At 58.5% G+C, this 16,076-nt stretch carries 11 protein-coding genes; all 11 read right to left on the bottom strand.

What is annotated here, in order from left to right; genetic code table 11:
• Positions 1 to 258: 258 nt before the first annotated feature.
• Positions 259 to 1,134, bottom strand: coding sequence for a transglutaminase family protein (locus RBB44_RS24380; protein WP_306150434.1), 876 nt, complete (start codon positions 1,132 to 1,134; stop codon positions 259 to 261).
• A 17-nt stretch (positions 1,135 to 1,151) separates the two neighbouring features.
• Positions 1,152 to 3,548: a circularly permuted type 2 ATP-grasp protein gene (locus RBB44_RS24375; RefSeq protein WP_306150433.1), complete on the bottom strand. Its 2,397-nt coding sequence runs from the start codon at positions 3,546 to 3,548 to the stop codon at positions 1,152 to 1,154.
• Positions 3,545 to 6,961 carry a DUF2126 domain-containing protein gene (locus RBB44_RS24370; RefSeq protein ID WP_306150432.1) on the bottom strand — a complete coding sequence of 1,139 codons (3,417 nt, stop codon included), beginning with the start codon at positions 6,959 to 6,961 and terminating at the stop codon, positions 3,545 to 3,547. The genes RBB44_RS24375 and RBB44_RS24370 overlap by 4 nt, the downstream gene beginning before the upstream one ends.
• A gap of 203 nt (positions 6,962 to 7,164) precedes the next feature.
• A complete protein-coding gene (locus RBB44_RS24365; protein ID WP_306150431.1) occupies positions 7,165 to 8,475 on the bottom strand; it encodes a S8 family serine peptidase in 1,311 nt (436 codons plus the stop codon).
• Positions 8,476 to 8,526: 51 nt separating this feature from the next.
• Positions 8,527 to 8,703 carry a hypothetical protein gene (locus tag RBB44_RS24360; RefSeq protein ID WP_306150430.1) on the bottom strand — a complete coding sequence of 59 codons (177 nt, stop codon included), beginning with the start codon at positions 8,701 to 8,703 and terminating at the stop codon, positions 8,527 to 8,529.
• Positions 8,704 to 8,811: 108 nt separating this feature from the next.
• Positions 8,812 to 10,191, bottom strand: a complete 1,380-nt coding sequence (locus tag RBB44_RS24355; protein WP_306150429.1) for an FAD-dependent oxidoreductase — start codon at positions 10,189 to 10,191, stop codon at positions 8,812 to 8,814.
• Positions 10,172 to 11,038 carry an oxaloacetate decarboxylase gene (locus tag RBB44_RS24350; protein ID WP_306150428.1) on the bottom strand — a complete coding sequence of 289 codons (867 nt, stop codon included), beginning with the start codon at positions 11,036 to 11,038 and terminating at the stop codon, positions 10,172 to 10,174. Before RBB44_RS24350 ends, RBB44_RS24355 begins: the two co-directional genes overlap by 20 nt.
• The gene (locus RBB44_RS24345) at positions 11,035 to 11,670 is read right to left on the bottom strand and encodes a cysteine hydrolase family protein (RefSeq protein ID WP_306150427.1); all 636 of its coding nucleotides are present in this window, start codon (positions 11,668 to 11,670) and stop codon (positions 11,035 to 11,037) included. Before RBB44_RS24345 ends, RBB44_RS24350 begins: the two co-directional genes overlap by 4 nt.
• Positions 11,667 to 13,730 carry a hydantoinase/oxoprolinase family protein gene (locus RBB44_RS24340; RefSeq protein ID WP_306150426.1) on the bottom strand — a complete coding sequence of 688 codons (2,064 nt, stop codon included), beginning with the start codon at positions 13,728 to 13,730 and terminating at the stop codon, positions 11,667 to 11,669. The genes RBB44_RS24345 and RBB44_RS24340 overlap by 4 nt, the downstream gene beginning before the upstream one ends.
• Entirely contained in the window at positions 13,727 to 15,421 is a 1,695-nt protein-coding gene (locus RBB44_RS24335; protein WP_306150425.1) for a hydantoinase B/oxoprolinase family protein, read from the bottom strand. Before RBB44_RS24335 ends, RBB44_RS24340 begins: the two co-directional genes overlap by 4 nt.
• A complete protein-coding gene (locus tag RBB44_RS24330) occupies positions 15,418 to 15,984 on the bottom strand; it encodes a nuclear transport factor 2 family protein (RefSeq protein ID WP_306150424.1) in 567 nt (188 codons plus the stop codon). The genes RBB44_RS24335 and RBB44_RS24330 overlap by 4 nt, the downstream gene beginning before the upstream one ends.
• Between the last annotated feature and the right edge of the window lie 92 nt (positions 15,985 to 16,076).

The raw sequence follows: 16,076 nt of genomic DNA, 5'->3' as shown, positions 1-16,076 counted from the left end.
GGGATGGAGCAGTCCGGTAGCTCGTCAGGCTCATAACCTGAAGGTCGTAGGTTCAAATCCTACTCCCGCAACCAAATACAAAAATGGCCGCCTTTTGGGCGGCCTTTTGTGTATTCGGGCGGCCGATACTGGTGAGACCCTCAGCCCGCCACATCAAGCAGAACTCCGCCTGACGCTAAAGCGCATAAAAACAAAGCCTAATCAGAAAACATAGCTATTCGAATCAAGGCCTAGCTTCGATTCAAGACCTAAAATGCATCAAAGTGGCCGAACATCTACGGCGTGAAAGCTGCTTTGGTCGCCGGAAGATCGCAAAACGCCTTTGACGGGGGCGACATCCGAATAGTCGCGGCCATAGGCAACGACGATATGGTCCGAACCTGCAAAGCAGGCGTTCGTCGGATCGTATTCAATCCAACCGGTCTCTATGCCACACCATGCACAAACCCAGGCATGCATGGCGTCGGCGCCCTCGAGGCGCGGCTGACCGTTTGGGGGTGTTGTTCTCAAGAAGCCGGACACATAACCGGCCGGGATACCAAGCGATCGCAAGCTTGAAATCATGATATGGGAAAAGTCCTGACACACACCATGGCGTTGTGAAAACGCCTCTGCAGGTGGTGTGGACACTTCGGTTGCCTCCGGATCAAAGCGCATTTCCTCGTGCAACGCTTTGCCAATGGCTTTCACGATGCTCATGGTGGAAAGCCCAGTGCTTGCGTGAGATTTGGCAAATGCCGTTATGGCTGGATCCGCCGGAACTCTTGGAGAAATACCCGTATAGTGCGCCGGTGCGACGGCGGTTAGGTTCCGGTTCGCCAATACCTCCTGTTCAAGCGTTTGGAGATCCGGTGAGAAATCGAGACTGGCAGCAGGTTGAAGCCGTTCAACAGTCGCTTTGAGAGACACTTCAATCTTGTCGATTGGCTCGTGAAACACCAGGACCGTCATGACATTGCCGAAGAAATCACGGGTATCGTGTCGTTCCTGAGGCTTGGGCTCAATAGTCAGCAATCTGGAGGGGACGGTCTGTTTGTCCGGGACGTCGGAGGGCAAAAGCCGGACAAGGGTTCGGGCGTGTTCAGAAGGCGCACCATAATCATATCCGACAGTCAGGCGAATTTCGTAGCGCATCAGTTTTCGTTCCGACTCTAGATCAGATAATTAGTTGTCAAACGGTCCGAGACTTCGGATAGACGTATGCGAACGCGCTCAAGGCGCCGAGCGTTCATTTCCGATGGTGAGGCGACAGACAGCTGCGCTTCCAGTGGCAGCAAGGCCCTGAGAACCGGCGACACCCGGCCGCTAATCCTTGCATTCGGCAGATCCTCTGCAATGCGCCGCATGGCTGTGACCTGAAAGAGAATAGCGCGGGGATTGCTGGCATCGAGAGCCAAGAGGTCGGTGACGGTTTCGTTTGTTGGGTCAATACGATACCGGCGCTGATGGGTGATCACGCTGTCAGCATACTCAAGAGCGACATCCGGGAAACCGGGTCCTGCATCATCTCCCGCAAATGCCATCAACACGCCGGCCGCCCCATCTGCGCGTTCTATCGCCCGGCCGAGCGTCAGGAACCGCCAACCGGAGGTCCGGTGCATATTTTCATGCACAAGGCCTTTGAAGCCGGTGATCTTTCTTAAAAGAATGCCAAGTGCTCTCGCCGTGTCGTCTCCACGGGCAAGGTCCGGGGTCAGATCTTTCAAACTGTTGGTGAGATCGGCGAGGGCAGCCCAACCATCTATGGAAAACCGGTCGCGGACTTTGCCCGCAGACACCCGGGCAGCGCTCAAGGGTGGGTTCAGAGCGGTGATGACGGCCTCATCAGGATCGAGCGACAGCAGTCGAAGCTGTTCTGCGATTTGAACAAGTCGCGGATCTTGGTCATATCCTGCCTCGGCAAGCCGCAGGTGATAGCCGCGCAGCAGTCGGATCACGCCTTCAGCTCTTTCTATGTAGCGCCCGAGCCAAAAGAGATTGTCCGCCGCCCGGCTGGGCAAGACGCTCGGCCCTTGACGCCGGAAGTTTTTGGCGTCGTAAAGCGTCTCCTGCCGGACAGCGCTGTCTCTCATGACCCAGACGTCTGCGACAGACCCGCCTCGTTGCATGGAGAGGGCTGTGGCATCGCCGCCGCGGCCGATACGGGCATAGCCTCCGGGTAGAAATACCCACCCTTCGGCCGTACGGGCAGCAAAGACACGGATGCTCATGGGGCGGGGGACAAGCCCGTCGCCATCCCAGACCGGTGTGGTCGATAGGGTTACGGCCTCTTGTCCGACAAGCTGACCGGCGCCGGTGTCTATCCAGGTCGAGAGGGCCTCGGGCGTTTGCAGAGCTGGGTCGTGTCTTGGACCATCTGTCCGGCCGATATCGAAGGGAAGGGCTCTGCTGAAGGCTTCCCCGACGAACAAGTCTTCTGCGTTGGCTTTCACATAGTCCCGCTCGGCGGCTTGTCCGCACCACCACGTTGCCAGATTTGGGATTTTGAGATGTTCACCCAATACCACATCGGCGATCTGCGGCAGGAATGCCATCAAGGCTCTGGTTTCAAGGATCCCGGAGCCGAGGCTGTTGACCAGATTCACATTCGAGTGGCGAACCGCATCCACTAGTCCAGGTGTTCCAAGGTGAGATGTCTCATCAAGTTCCAACGGATCCGCGTATGACGCATCCAGCCGCCGCCACAGAACACTGACCGGTTTGGGGCCGGACACTGTCCGCATTTGAACCGTGCCGTCCTGCACAAGAAGATCTGCGCCCTCCAGAAGTGTCAGTCCGAGATAACGCGCAATGTAAGTGTGTTCAAAGTAAGTATCGTTGCCCGGACCCGGCGTCAGGATCGCAGTGCGCCCCCCCTCAGTCGAAGGCAAGTCATCCATGGCATCGCGAAAGGCGCGGAAAAAGCCTGCCAACCGCTGTACCCTGGACTGAGGAAACGGTTCGGGAAACACCCGTACAGTCGCCATCCGGTTTTCCAGCGCAAAACCAGCGCCGGATGGGGCTTGTGTTCTATCGCCCAGCACCAGCCAGGAGCCGTCCGGGCTGCGGCCGATTTCGAACGCCAGAAAATGGAGATGGTGGCCTGAAGCCGGTGTCAATCCGACGAGCGGCCGGTGCCATTCCGGGTTTTGTGCGACAAGCTCTGCAGGCAAATGGCCATCGCGAACCAGGGCTGCGTCACCATAAAGATCGGCCACCACCCGCTCCAAGAGCTCAGCGCGTTGCGTCAGCCCTTCACAGATCTCTGCCCATTCTCTTTCATGCAGGATCACCGGAATATGGCTCAGGGGCCAGTCGCGTTCTTGGTGAGGGTCAGTGCTGTATTGGCGGAAAAACACTCCGGCATCCCGCAGGTATTGATCTCCGCGAGCGAAACAGGCCGTGATCTCCGGCTGCGACAGTTGCGACAGTTGCTCAATGAATGGCCCCCAAACCGGGCGCATCACGCCATTGGGGTCAAGCAGCTCGTCAGCGATACCGGACTGGAGGGCATAATCCCGCAACAAGGGATTTGTTGCCGAAAGGGTTTCTTGTGCGGGCGTGGTCATATCAACCCGCCTTGCCGCCGCAGATCCAGCGTCATTGGGAACTCCGGATGCGGCGCTTCCCATAAAGGTGCGTACTGTCCGGAGGAATGGCCAAACCCTTCGAACCGGGCAAGCCGGCGGGCTTCCGCTTCGTTGCCATTGACGGGAAACGTGTCGTAGTTTCGGCCGCCTGGATGCGCCACATGATAGACACATCCGCCGACCGGCCGCGATGACCACCGGTCATAGATGTCGAAGGTCAAGGGGGCGTTGACTGGCAGAACGGGGTGCAAGGCTTCGGCCGGTTGCCAGGCTTTGAAACGGACACCGCCAACATTGGTTCCCGCCGTACCGGTTTCGGTCATCGGTATGGGGCGCTGGTTGCACATGATGGCATACCGGTCCTTGAAGGCGGTCGTCATCTGCACTTGAAGGCGCTCCACCGAGCTGTCGGTATACCGGACCGTTCCGCCAATTGCTCCGGTCTCGCCAAGGACATGCCACGGTTCCAGGGCCTGCCGGATCTCCAGATGAACGCCTTCGACATCGACCGCACCACAGAACGGGAAGCGGAACTCGGCTTGGGCTTCATACCAGGCAGGATCGAGTTCGAAACCATGGTCTTTCAAATCCGCAAGAACGGAGAGGAAATCCCGCCAGACAAAATGCGGGAGCATGTATCGATCATGAAGAACCGTGCCCCAGCGCACCGGCTGGCCCGTCACCGGTTTCGCCCAGCACCGTGCAATGATGGCGCGCAAGAGCAGCTGCTGTGCAAGGTTCATGCGCGGGTGCGGCGGCATTTCGAAGCCCCGGAACTCTACAAGTCCTAAACGGCCGGTTGGGCCATCCGGGGAATAGAGCTTGTCGATACAGATTTCTGCACGGTGGGTGTTGCCGGTGACATCCGTCATCATGTTCCGGAGCAGGCGGTCAACAAGCCAGGGCGGCGTGTAATCTCCAGTGCCCGGTCCGGCAATCTGGGACAAAGCGATTTCCAGCTCGTAAAGAGTATCGTGGCGGGCCTCGTCGATCCGTGGAGCCTGGCTGGTGGGGCCGATAAACAGGCCGGAAAACAGGTAGGACAATGACGGGTGACGTTGCCAAAGCAAGATCAGTGACTTGAGGAGGTCCGGGCGCCGCAAGAATGGACTGTCTTCCAGCGTCGCACCGCCGACGACAACATGATTTCCGCCGCCGGTACCCGTGTGCCGGCCATCAATCATGAACTTGTCCGCCCCCAAGCGGCATTGTCGGGCCTCTTCGTAGATCGCCTCCGTCGTCGCGACGCAATCGTCCCAGCTTGCAGCGGGATGAATGTTGACCTCCAGAACGCCGGGGTCTGGAGCGACCCGGACGACGTTGAGCCTTGGGTCATTCGGCGGTCCATATCCTTCGATATGAACCTTGAGGCCGAGCTGTTCTGCACTCAGCTCTGCGGCGGCGAGAAGCTCGAGATACTCTTCAAGACGTTCGACGGGCGGCATGAAGATGCACAGCTGGCCTTCCCGGAGTTCGATCGCCAGCGCGGTTCGGACGGATCCATCTGATGGATCGACCCCTCCTTGCGGGACAACAGTTTGAACTTCCCCGGTTTCCCGTTGTGTCTGTACCGGTTGGGAATGCTCAGCACTGGTCTCCGGCAAAAGCTCAGCTTTTTCCTTCTCCTCTGCGGCGAGCCGGTCAATTTCCTCCTGAATGGCACGCCGGCGTTTCTGCGTGAGCTCATCCTGATAGTCCGGCAGGGCAGCAGTTTGCAGGGAAGGGTCCGCCGTGTACGTGTAGGGATAATCAACAGGCCGGATATAGGGCAGGGATCCAAGCGGCAACCGGAAACCGGCAGGGCTGTCGCCTGGAACAAGGAACAGGTGGCCCCGGCGCGACCGCCAGCGTTCAGACCGCCATTTTGGCCCTGTGCTTTTGCTCTGCCAGCTCTGGACCGGCAGCACATATCCGACCGCGGTTTCAAGGCCACGACCAAAGACGCGTGCAAACCGGGCCCGCTCTTCGGCATCTTTTAGTTTTGGATTCTGTGGCGAGAGGTTCTCCGGAAGGTTTGCTTCCTTCACGATCCATTCGGCTGGATCTTCAAAGACTGGTTGAACATGTTCCTTCGGCAGGTCGAGATGTTCGGCAATCGCTTCAAGGAGCGCTCCTGCTTTGGATGGATCTTTGACGGGCTTGCTGTCCTCAAGCGCGATCAGGTCCGGGTTTTTCCAGATCTGCGCGCCGTCTGTCCGCCAAAACAGCGAAAACGTCCAGCGTGGCAGGGTCTCTCCTGGATACCATTTCCCTTGCCCGTAGTGCAGGACCCCGCCGGGCGCGAACCGTTCGCGCAGGCGGCGGATCAACTGATCGGCCAACCCCCGTTTTGTCGGTCCGACGGCGGCGGTGTTCCACTCTGAACTTTCAAAGTCATCAATGGAGACAAAGGTCGGCTCCCCGCCCATTGTGAGCCGGACATCTCCGGCTGTCAGAGCCTCATCGACATTTCGTCCGGTTTGAAGAAGCCGCTCCCATGCGTGATCGGAGAAGGGTTTTGTAATTCTTGGATGCTCGGAAACACGGGCGATGTTCATGTCGAACTTGAAGTCGGTTTCGGCAAATGTGGCCGACCCGGAAATCGGAGCCGCGTTCTTGTAATGGGGTGTTGCCGCAAGCGGGATATGGCTCTCACCGGTCAAAAGGCCGGATGTCGGATCAAGACCGATCCATCCCGCGCCGGGAATATACACCTCCACCCAGGCATGGAGATCCGTGAAATCATGGTCTGTGCCGGAGGGGCCATCCAGAGCCTTCAGATCCGGTTTCAACTGGATCAGGTAGCCGGAGACGAACCGTGCAGCAAATCCGAGATGCCTGAGCACCTGAACAAGCAGCCAGCTTGAATCCCGGCACGATCCGGACCGTTTGGTGAGGGTCTCCTCAGGCGTCTGAACGCCTGGCTCAAGACGGATTGTATAGTCGATTTCCTCCGAGACCCTGTGATTGAGGCCAACCAAGAAATCGATCGTGCGGGTTTCATCCAGACCGATCGACCCGATGAACTTTGCCAGCTTCGGCCCCTCTGCCTCCGGTGTCCTGTAGATGACCAGATCGTCTTTTAGGTCCGCATCGTACTCGAATGGCCAATGCTCGGCGCGATCTTCAACAAAAAAATCGAACGGATTGTAGACGGTCATGTCCGCAACAAGATCAACTTCGATTTTGAACTCCCGAACCGGTTCCGGGAACACGAAACGGGCGAGCCAGTTGCCGTATGGGTCTTGCTGATGATTGACGAAATGGCCACCCGGAGAAACCTTCAGGCTGTGCGAAATCACCCGCGTCCGGCTGTGCGGCGCCGGTCTCAGCCTGACAATCTGCGGTGAAAGTGTCACCGGCCGGTCATAGGCATAGTGGGTTAGGTGATAAAGACTTGCATGAATGGCCATGGAGTGCTCGTGTCGCGCGGGAGGTGACCTGTACTATGGCAGAGATAAATTGCTTTGCACAAGGACTGGAGCCAGCTGCCAACTGAACGCAACTGCAGAAAAAAGCGGCAGTCTCTGAGCCCAAAGCCGTTTCACTAGCGCAAACCTTTATTGAGTATCCACCTGGTCGGTATGTCGCGAGTGCAGGTTATCGCCGTGGAAAATCAATCCTTGTCCGGATCCGGGATCCAGCCGACAGCCACACGGCCCTCCGTTTCAAAGGGAGAGGCCACGGCACGCGCGGTGATCAACGCTTTAAGCTCCAGAGCGGTCAGGTCTTGGTCTTTTTCCAGAAGCCGGGCGGCAAGTGCGGCAAGGCGCGGGACGGCATAGCTGGAGCCGGATGTGACGCCAGCGGCTCCCCGGAAATCGGTAACCGCGATGTTTTCCGCAGGGACCATCAGGTCGACGCTGGCTCTGCCCCAGTTTGACCCCGGCGCCAATCGGCCAAAGCCATCTGCCGAGGTGACCGTCAGAATGTTGTCCAGATCGAGCGCCGCGGGATAGACCGGTTGTGCATCGATATTGCGGCCATTGTTGCCAGCTGACACGATGGCCAAGATGTTCTGGTCTTTGATTGCTTCGGCGAAGTCCGTCCAGTCTTTCTCTGAATTGCTTCCGAGTGGCATCGCAAGAATACGGATCTCGTCGTCGAGTGCACGGGCAACAATATCGGCCATCCGGCTCATATCCGGGCGCGGATACCGGAGAGGAACCAGAGCCGCATTTGGCGCTTCGCGTGCGAATACGGAGGCGACCGCTGTGCCGTGGCGCACCGGGAGAAACGCACCCCTGGAGGTGTCGCCATCATAAGGCCAGGGGTCCATATCCCAAAAGTCGTATCCAATCGGAGCGCCGTCTTCGTCCCGCGCCAGCCGATTGCGAAACAGGGACAGGTCATAGGCAAGTCCGGAGTCAACAAAAGCCACCCGCGCGCCGCCGGGATCTGTGCCATCAGGCCACGGGGCTTGAAGAGTCTCTGTCCAGCGAAGGGTTTCCATGTCGCCCTCGAGCTGATCCATCAGAACCCACGGCTCATCTTCGAAGCGGATCTTGCGGGCAGACCGCACCACACAGCTGCCATCTGCAATCGCAAGAAGGCTGGGAAGAAGCGTATTGCTATCGTTCCGATAGTAGGTGGCTCTGATTTGGCGGGGAGATCCTCCTGCGAGGCGGATTTCAACGGTCAGCTCATCACCAGCGGGCAAAACCAGGCGGATGTCCTGCTGTGCCGGCGGGCCGGAGGCTGGGAGGCTCGTTTCGTTGAGCAGCCAGCTTTGCGGAACTGCGTTTTGAATTGAAAAGCCGGTTGGAGGCGTGTCAGCACAGACGGATGATATCGCCCGTTCCAAGACCGTCTTCGCGGGCTGACCGGACAGTTCTTCGGCTTTGGTCTCCGGACTGCCAAGCAGAAAGCTTGCAAGGACGGAAAGGATGGTTCCGGACCAGCTCGTCTTGGTGATGTAAGAAATCATGCAAGTCTCGTCCGATCACAGGTCCTGCGGATCTTGACTGCCTTTCGACGTCTACTTGTCCTTGCTCACACTCCGCCAAGCGGCAAAGGCGATGAGAACAAAGACCAGTGACAACAGCAAATGACCAATTTCCGGTCCGGTCAAGCCGAGCATGTTTGTCTCTGTGCCTCCAACATCGGCTGGGTTGTCCCAAATCCATTTCTGGTGTCTGCCGAATCCGGCGTACATGTCGTTCGCCGGATCAGCCGAATAGCAATTACGACAGCTATATGGAGCGGATGGTGGTCTCCGCCAGTGCCGCTTGGGCGACCCGTATCTGAATTGCGAAGCCCGGCCTTATGCGAGTGGCGCCTGTCCGGCGAGCCGGCCGAGGACTACGGCACTTAAGAGTCCGTTGCCGGACAGATACCCGCTGTCACCGCGGCCCGAAACGCCGCACGCCGCGCCGCCGCAAGCATGAAGATTGGGTATCGGTGTTCCGTCTGTCTTTAGGACACGTGCATATTCGTCGGTTCGCAGGCCGCCCTGTGTGTGAAACAGGGCACCGGTCACCCGGACACCGAAATAGGGCGGGGTTAGCTGTGTGTCGCCAAACTTGCGGCCAAAGCCATCTGTCTCATTCATTGGCAGGCTTGAGATTGTGGCGGTCAGATTTCCCGCCGGGAGGCCGAGCTGGTTTGCAAGGCCTTCAAGTGTCTCGCTGACCTTGATCGCGCCTGCCGCTTCGGCGTTCTTGAAGTCCTCAAACTGGCGGGCGATCTTCGCAATCCGGCCGTCAAAAATCGTAAAGGCTTCCCCGCCTGGTTGGGCCAGCACCGCACGGGCAGCTTCCGAGTAACCTTGAGATTCATCCCAGAAGCGCTCCGCTTCCCGGTTCACCTGGACGCCGCCGCTTGTGATCACCGCCCATGTGATCAGGATCCCGTGCGGATGCGCAACGTTGCCGTGGCCCTGGTAGGCGCCAAGATGCGCCATATCCGCGCCGATGTCTTTTCCCCAGACGATGGCTTCCCCGCGATTGCCGTCGTGGCCAAACCAAAGTCCGTCGGCTATGTCCGGCATGAACTGGCTGACAAGATCGCGGTTTCCGCCGAAACCATTGCAGGCCAGGATCAGCTTTTCACATCCGATGGTCTCCAGTCCGCCATCGGGGCGTTGAACGGTCACACCGGTAATCCGACCCTGATCCGTATGAAGCTGCACCGCGCGCCGTTCACAGATGATGTCGATGCCTCGGGTCTCGCAAGTTGAGCGCAGGCTGTCGATGAGTTCAATGCCGGACCGGGTGGGGAGGCCATGCATTCTGTGCCGGGAATGACCGGGGTAATCGAAGTTGGTTATGACCGAAAACGGCAGGCCGTGCGTTTCACTCAGCCAGTCTATGGCCGGGCCAGACTGTTGGGTCAGGAGATCTACCAGCGCCGGATCATTTTCCTGCTTTGCCTTAGCTTGAATGTCTTGTGCAAAAAGGTCTGCGCTGTCTGCGACACCCGCTGCCTTTTGAATACTGGTTCCAGCAGCCGGTATGAGCCCTGCGGAGAGCGCCGTGGATCCGCGCGGGATGGGATCCGCCTCCACCACAAGAACGGATTGCCCGGTCTCTTGAGCGGACAGTGCTGCAACGAGACCGGCTGCACCGGCCCCAATGATCAGGGTCTCACAGTCCAGATCAAACGCGGCCGGCGCCGGTGAAACCTCAACGGTCACTTGGGTCATAGCTTGAACCCTTCGCCAGCATATCAGCGGTTCCGATGACGCCATTCAGGCCGTCGAAATCGAACATCCGGTCTTTGAACGGCCGGTTGCTGCCGTTTGCACGTAGGCTGGCGTAGTACTCTTGTGCTGTCTTGGCCAATGCCCGCACGATGCCGCCTGGGAAAATTACGATGGAAAAGCCTTGAGCTTCCAGATCGGAAGCGCCGGAAATGGGCGTTGCGCCGCCTTCCACCATGTTTGCCAGAAGCGGCACCCGGCCTGCGAATTGGGTTGCGACTTCGGTCAATTGTTCGCGCGATTGGGGCGCTTCGATGAAGAGAATGTCTGCGCCTGCTTCCAGATAGGCTCCAGCTCGGTCGATGGCAGCTTGAAATCCTTCCACCGCAATGGCGTCCGTCCGGGCAATAATCAGGGTTTCCTCTGAGGCTCGTGCGTCCGCCATGGCCCGAACCTTCCCAGCCATCTCAGCAGCAGAGATCAGGGATTTGTCGGCAAGATGCCCGCAGCGCTTCGGATAGGTCTGGTCTTCGACCTGTAGCGCAGTTGCCCCGGCGCGCTCATAAAGCCGCATGGTTCTTTGAGCGTTCAGCGCGTTCCCGAACCCGGTATCGGCATCGATAATCACCGGTAGGTTGGTCCGATCGGCAATCAGCGCCATCGTGTCCGCCATCTCCGTAAAGGAGGAGAGGCCGATGTCCGGGCGGCCCAAACGGGTGTAGGCGACAGCGGCACCGCTCAAATAAAGGGCTTCGAACCCGGCGGCTTCGGCAAGCGAAGCGGTGAGGCCGTCATAAACACCGGGGGCGATGACAATCTCGTTTTGCTGCAGGCGTTTCTTGAGGCTCATGCCGCCACCTCCGGCCAATCGGTTGTCATGGTGTCCAGCAGGTCGGCACACACCATCTGATGGGTCACGGTCGCCAGAGACAGCAAGGTTGCCTCGTGCACATCGTTCTTGAAGGCAGCGGACCCGTCCGTCAAAAGAACGGTCTCGATATCGCGCAGATGAGCGTCGCGCAGTGTGGACGCGACACCTCCGTTGGTGACGATCCCGCCAACGATCAGCTTGTCGATGCCAACAGCGCGCATGATGTATTCCAGTCGTGTCTGGTAAAAGGCGGAATAGGCGACTTTTTCAACGACGAAATCAGCTGGAAAGAGTTCATCGACCAGCGTATGGCCGAAGCTGCCCGGTGCAAAATCGCCTTTGCCGAGGAAGGGCCGTAGGACTTTCAGGTGTGGGGAGATCAAAGGCTCGCCCGACGCATTCGGGACCAGTGTGAATTGCGCCGAAATGTAGTGGCCTTCACGTGCCCGTAAGGCCTTCACCAGAGGCGCTATGCGGTCTGGCAATGCCGCGATGCTGTCAGCCGATTGCCCGGCGCGCCCATACGCGCCCTCGGGATGTAGAAAGTCGTTCTGCAGATCAATGGTCAGGATCGCCGTTCGCTTTGGATCCCACGTTTTCAGATCAATCATGACGTGCTCTCCAAGGGCTCGAGAATGGTGTTGCCAAAGGCGTCCACATGCGCTTGCAGATCGGGCTCAACCAAAACGGTTGTATCCGGCTGCACCAGGATCGCCGGCCCATTGATCACCGTACCCGCGGGCAGAGAAAGGCGGTCGTAGATCGCTGTCTCGTACCAGGAAACCCCGAAATGCACCTTGCGGGTCGATTTGGGTTCCGCATTTCCGCCAGCTGAAGGGGCAAGCGTTTTCAGATCGAATTTTGGACGTTTTCCGGTGACGGCGGTGCGCAAGTTCAAGATCCGGCGCACGCCGTTGTTCAGGAGGCGGCCGAAGGCGGATTTGTAAGCCGCATCAAAAGCGGCTTCGATATCTGCCTTGCTAGGAGTTGTTACCTGGCCATCACGCACGGTCACTGAAATCGGTACGGAGACCGTGTGCGTCTGACCGATATAGGCCATGTCCAGTTCAAAACTGATGTCGCGGGCTTCGAACGTTGTGCGTGCAGCATCCAGAAGTCCCATGCCGCTATCGACATGGGTTTGCATGTGTTCCGCCAGCGCATTTTCGTCGAGGGCATCTACCAGCGAGTTGATGGTCTGAACGAAGTCCTGGCGCATATCCGCGATCACGCAGCCCATGGCCGAGGTGACGCCGGGATAGCGAGGCACGATAGCCTTGGCGATCCCGACTTCAGCAAGCATTGCGCCCGCATGAAGCGCTCCGCCACCGCCAAAAGGCATGAAGGCAAAGTTCTTCGGATCAAAGCCGCGCTCAATGCTGACCAGGCGAATGGCTCCAGCCATACGGGAATTGGCAACCCGCATGATGGCCTCTGCCGCCTGTAACGTGTCGAGGCCAAGGGGCTCTCCGACATGAATATCGATCGCCTTGGCGGCCGCTTCGACGTCCAGCCGGTCCAGCTTTCCTCCGATGGGGCTCTCCGGATCAATACGGCCAAGAACAACGTTTGCGTCTGTGACAGTCGGCCGGTCATTTCCAAGTCCATAGGCAACGGGACCAGGGTTGGAACCTGCGCTTTCCGGCCCAATGTTCAAAAGACCGCCCTTGTCGACCCAGGCAATGGATCCGCCGCCCGCGCCGATCGTGGTGATCTCGATCATGGGCGTGCGGACCACCATCCCGAAGTCAATCGAGGTCTGGGGAGACAGCATCGATTGCCCGTCGGAAATCAGGGACACATCAAAACTGGTGCCGCCCATGTCTCCGGTGATGACATTGTCGAACCCGGCTGATGAAGCAATGTAACCTGCGGCGATTACTCCCGCGGCCGGGCCGGAGAGCGCCGTGCGCACCGGTAGCTTGCAGGCCATATCAACAGCCATGACCCCACCGTTAGACTGAACGATCATGAATTCGCCGTCGAACCCGCCTGTCTTGAGTGCCTGTTCCAGGCGGCCAAGATATCCGGACACTTCCGGCTGCAGGTAAGCGTTCAGTGTCGTTGTCGAAAACCGCTCAAATTCGCGGATTTCGGGCAAGATTTCCGAGGACGCGGACACATGGGCATTCGGCCAGATCTCCCGGACTGCAGCCACAGCGGCCTTTTCATTGTCCGGATTTGCATAGGCGTTGGCGAAAAGGATTGCGACGGCCTCGCAGCCTTGCGCCTGGAGCTGCTGTGCGGCAGCGCGGACGGCATCAAGATCCACTGGGGTGCGAATGGTTCCATCTGCCAGGGTTCGTTCCGGCACCTCAAGACGATTGCGCCGGTCGACAACCGGTTCAAAGTCTCCGCGAAGTCCCCAGGTGCGCGGCCGGTCCCGGCGGCGCATCTCCAGAACGTCCCGCAGACCTTCCGTGCAGATCACCCCGGTCGGCGCGCCTTTGCGCTCAAGAAGTGCATTGGTTCCAGCCGTGGTGCCATGAACAACCACTGAAATCGTTGACAAGTCATCGACCTGCTTGCCGATGCCATCAAGGAAACCACCGGATTGATCCGGGCGGGTCGTCGGAACTTTTGCAACGGCGGCCGTGCCATCGGCTTCATTGAGAACAAAGACGTCCGTGAATGTTCCGCCGACATCAACACCAATCATCCGTCCGCTCATTGGGACACCTCCCGCCAAGCCGTACCGTAATTCTTGTCGGCCGCATCTGAGCTGATCAGACCACGTGCCACGTCACGGGCGATGTCGCCCGGTTGACGGTTTTCTGCCTTGCCGTATCCGCCGCCGCCGGGCGTTTCCAATCGGACAGCTTGGCCCTGGCGCAACTTGATTCCGCGCATTTTTGAGGCGAGCGGAGGTGTTTTCCAACCGTCATCCTGTTCATAGGTGAATTGGTTGAGCTCTCCGTCATATCCGTCCGCAATGCCTTTTGGCGCAAACCGGCCACGTTCTCCGAAAAGGAAGGCCTCGGCCCCGTTTTCTTCCAAGACTTCGATCTCGTAGATTGCGCCCATGCCACCCCGATGAGCCCCTGCACCGGCGCTGTCTGGACGCAGGGCCCACTGGCGGAACATGACCGGATAGGCGGCCTCGAGAATTTCCATTGGCGGAATGGTCGCCGTTGAAATCGGAGCGTTGCCGTGGTTCAGGCCGTCGCTTTCCAGCGAACCGCCATGGCCACCGCCATAAAAGCTGAACATGACCCAGGGCTTGCCGTCGCTTTTCTTGCCTGCAATCGACAGGGCGTTGATCGTCCCATAAGCGTTCGCGACAACCCGATCCGGTGCGGCCTTCGCAAAGGCTGAGAAGATCACATCGATCATGCGGAGAATGGTTTCGGTATAGCCGCCGGTTGGAGCCGGAAATTCAGCCGACAACAACGACCCTTCCGGCACATTGACCGTGATTGGGCGCATCACGCCGGCGTTTGCGGGCAGGGCCGGGAAAATGTGCTTGATCGCAACGTAGGCCGTCGCAACGGTAGTCGGTAGTGCGATGTTGACCGGGCCGGCGCATTGTGGCGCGGAGCCGGTGAAATCCAGGGTCAGGTTATCGTCCTTGATTTCCAACGCGACGCGGATTGCCAGCGGCTCATCGGTAATGCCGTCATTGTCGAGAAAGTCTTCCGCTTCCCAGCGCCCATCCGGTAGGTCAGTCAACTCAGAGCGCATCAGCGCCTCTGCGCGATGACCAAGAGCGTCCAGAGCGCCGCTTACGGTCGCGACTCCATATTCATCGAGCAATTCGTCCATGCGTTTGACGCCAAGATCGAGCGCGCCCAGCTGGCCATTGAGATCGCCCATGGCCGATTGGGGCAGGCGTGTGTTGCGCAGGAGAATGTCGATGATGTCCTGATTGACCACGCCACCACGCGCCAAACGCACCGGGGGCAGGACAAACGCTTCCTGAAAGACTTCCGTAGCCGCCGGATTGTAGTTGCCCGGAACGGCCCCGCCAACATCATGCCAGTGGCCCACAGAAGCAAGGTAGCAAAACAGTTTGCCATCGCGAAAATAAGGGCGGACCAGCCGCATGTCCGACAGGTGCGTGCCGCCGATATGTGCGTCATTGAAGATGAAGATGTCGCCGTCTTTCAAATCCCCATCGGCGGCGGCTTTTTCGATCACGGCCTTGACCGCAAAGGACATCACGCCGACGAAAATCGGAAGTCCTGATTTTCCCTGGACCAGCGTGTCCCCGGTTTCCGCGTGATAAAGGCCGTGGCTGGCATCATGCGCTTCGGCAATAATGGGATTGAACGCTGCGCGGAAGAGCGTTGCGTCCATTTCGTCCGCAATCTGTTCCATGCGGCCGGCTAGAACCGATAAGGTTATCGGGTCGATCTCGCTCATGCGGTGGCCTTTACTTCTGCAATGTCGTTCCAAACGTCCTGGCGGGTAATTTTGCCGGCGACGACTTCGAACCGATCGATGAAACGAATGCCGTCAAAGCTGTCTCCATCCGGCCATTCGCCGGAGAGAGTGCCGCGGCAATAAACAACTGTGGCCGCTTCGCGGCTTTGCATGACATCGAAGCCGTCATAGGTTTTTTTCACGAAACGGTAGCGAGGCTTTGCCCAAGCGATCAGCTCGTCAAGCGTCCGGAGTGGACCGGTGCCCGGGAACTCCATTACGAAGTCTGTGCTGAGCATCGATTGCGCACGCTCCAGGTCCCTCGCCTCCATGGCGCTCAAGTACGCCCGGACAAGATCGCCCGCGTCAGGCAAAGCCGCAGCGCCTTGCCGGTGAACGCCGCCGCGGGAGTAGTCCTCGCCCTTTAATTCATGGATCAGGACGGTAATTGCTTCGGGTGGAGCCGGCACGACGAGACGTATGGCATCGGTCAAAGCCTCATGAAGCCGCAATTTTTCTTGCGGCTCGTAGCCTTGCAATACGTGCAATTCGACAATCGGCATACTGCCTCCCTACAGCAATTTGTATTACACATAATACAGCTTGAAAAAATATCTAATACAAAAAATGAAAATAATATCGGACCGGCAACTTG

The sequence above is a fragment of the Roseibium sp. MMSF_3247 genome (assembly GCF_030733765.1).
Classification (GTDB): Bacteria; Pseudomonadota; Alphaproteobacteria; order Rhizobiales; family Stappiaceae; genus Roseibium.
The sequence above is the reverse complement of the archived record's forward strand: the minus strand, read 5'-3'. Positions and strand labels throughout refer to the sequence as shown.

What these genes read in the sequence shown, in the direction of transcription:
- RBB44_RS24340 (WP_306150426.1), bottom strand. Translation starts at nt 13,730, where the DNA reads ATGAGCGGACGGATGATTGGTGTTGATGTCGGCGGAACATTCACGGAC.
- RBB44_RS24350 (WP_306150428.1), bottom strand. Translation starts at nt 11,038, where the DNA reads ATGAGCCTCAAGAAACGCCTGCAGCAAAACGAGATTGTCATCGCCCCC.
- RBB44_RS24375 (WP_306150433.1), bottom strand. Translation starts at nt 3,548, where the DNA reads ATGACCACGCCCGCACAAGAAACCCTTTCGGCAACAAATCCCTTGTTG.
- RBB44_RS24360 (WP_306150430.1), bottom strand. Translation starts at nt 8,703, where the DNA reads ATGTACGCCGGATTCGGCAGACACCAGAAATGGATTTGGGACAACCCA.
- RBB44_RS24380 (WP_306150434.1), bottom strand. Translation starts at nt 1,134, where the DNA reads ATGCGCTACGAAATTCGCCTGACTGTCGGATATGATTATGGTGCGCCT.
- RBB44_RS24365 (WP_306150431.1), bottom strand. Translation starts at nt 8,475, where the DNA reads ATGATTTCTTACATCACCAAGACGAGCTGGTCCGGAACCATCCTTTCC.
- RBB44_RS24370 (WP_306150432.1), bottom strand. Translation starts at nt 6,961, where the DNA reads ATGGCCATTCATGCAAGTCTTTATCACCTAACCCACTATGCCTATGAC.
- RBB44_RS24355 (WP_306150429.1), bottom strand. Translation starts at nt 10,191, where the DNA reads ATGACCCAAGTGACCGTTGAGGTTTCACCGGCGCCGGCCGCGTTTGAT.
- RBB44_RS24345 (WP_306150427.1), bottom strand. Translation starts at nt 11,670, where the DNA reads ATGATTGATCTGAAAACGTGGGATCCAAAGCGAACGGCGATCCTGACC.
- RBB44_RS24330 (WP_306150424.1), bottom strand. Translation starts at nt 15,984, where the DNA reads ATGCCGATTGTCGAATTGCACGTATTGCAAGGCTACGAGCCGCAAGAA.
- RBB44_RS24335 (WP_306150425.1), bottom strand. Translation starts at nt 15,421, where the DNA reads ATGAGCGAGATCGACCCGATAACCTTATCGGTTCTAGCCGGCCGCATG.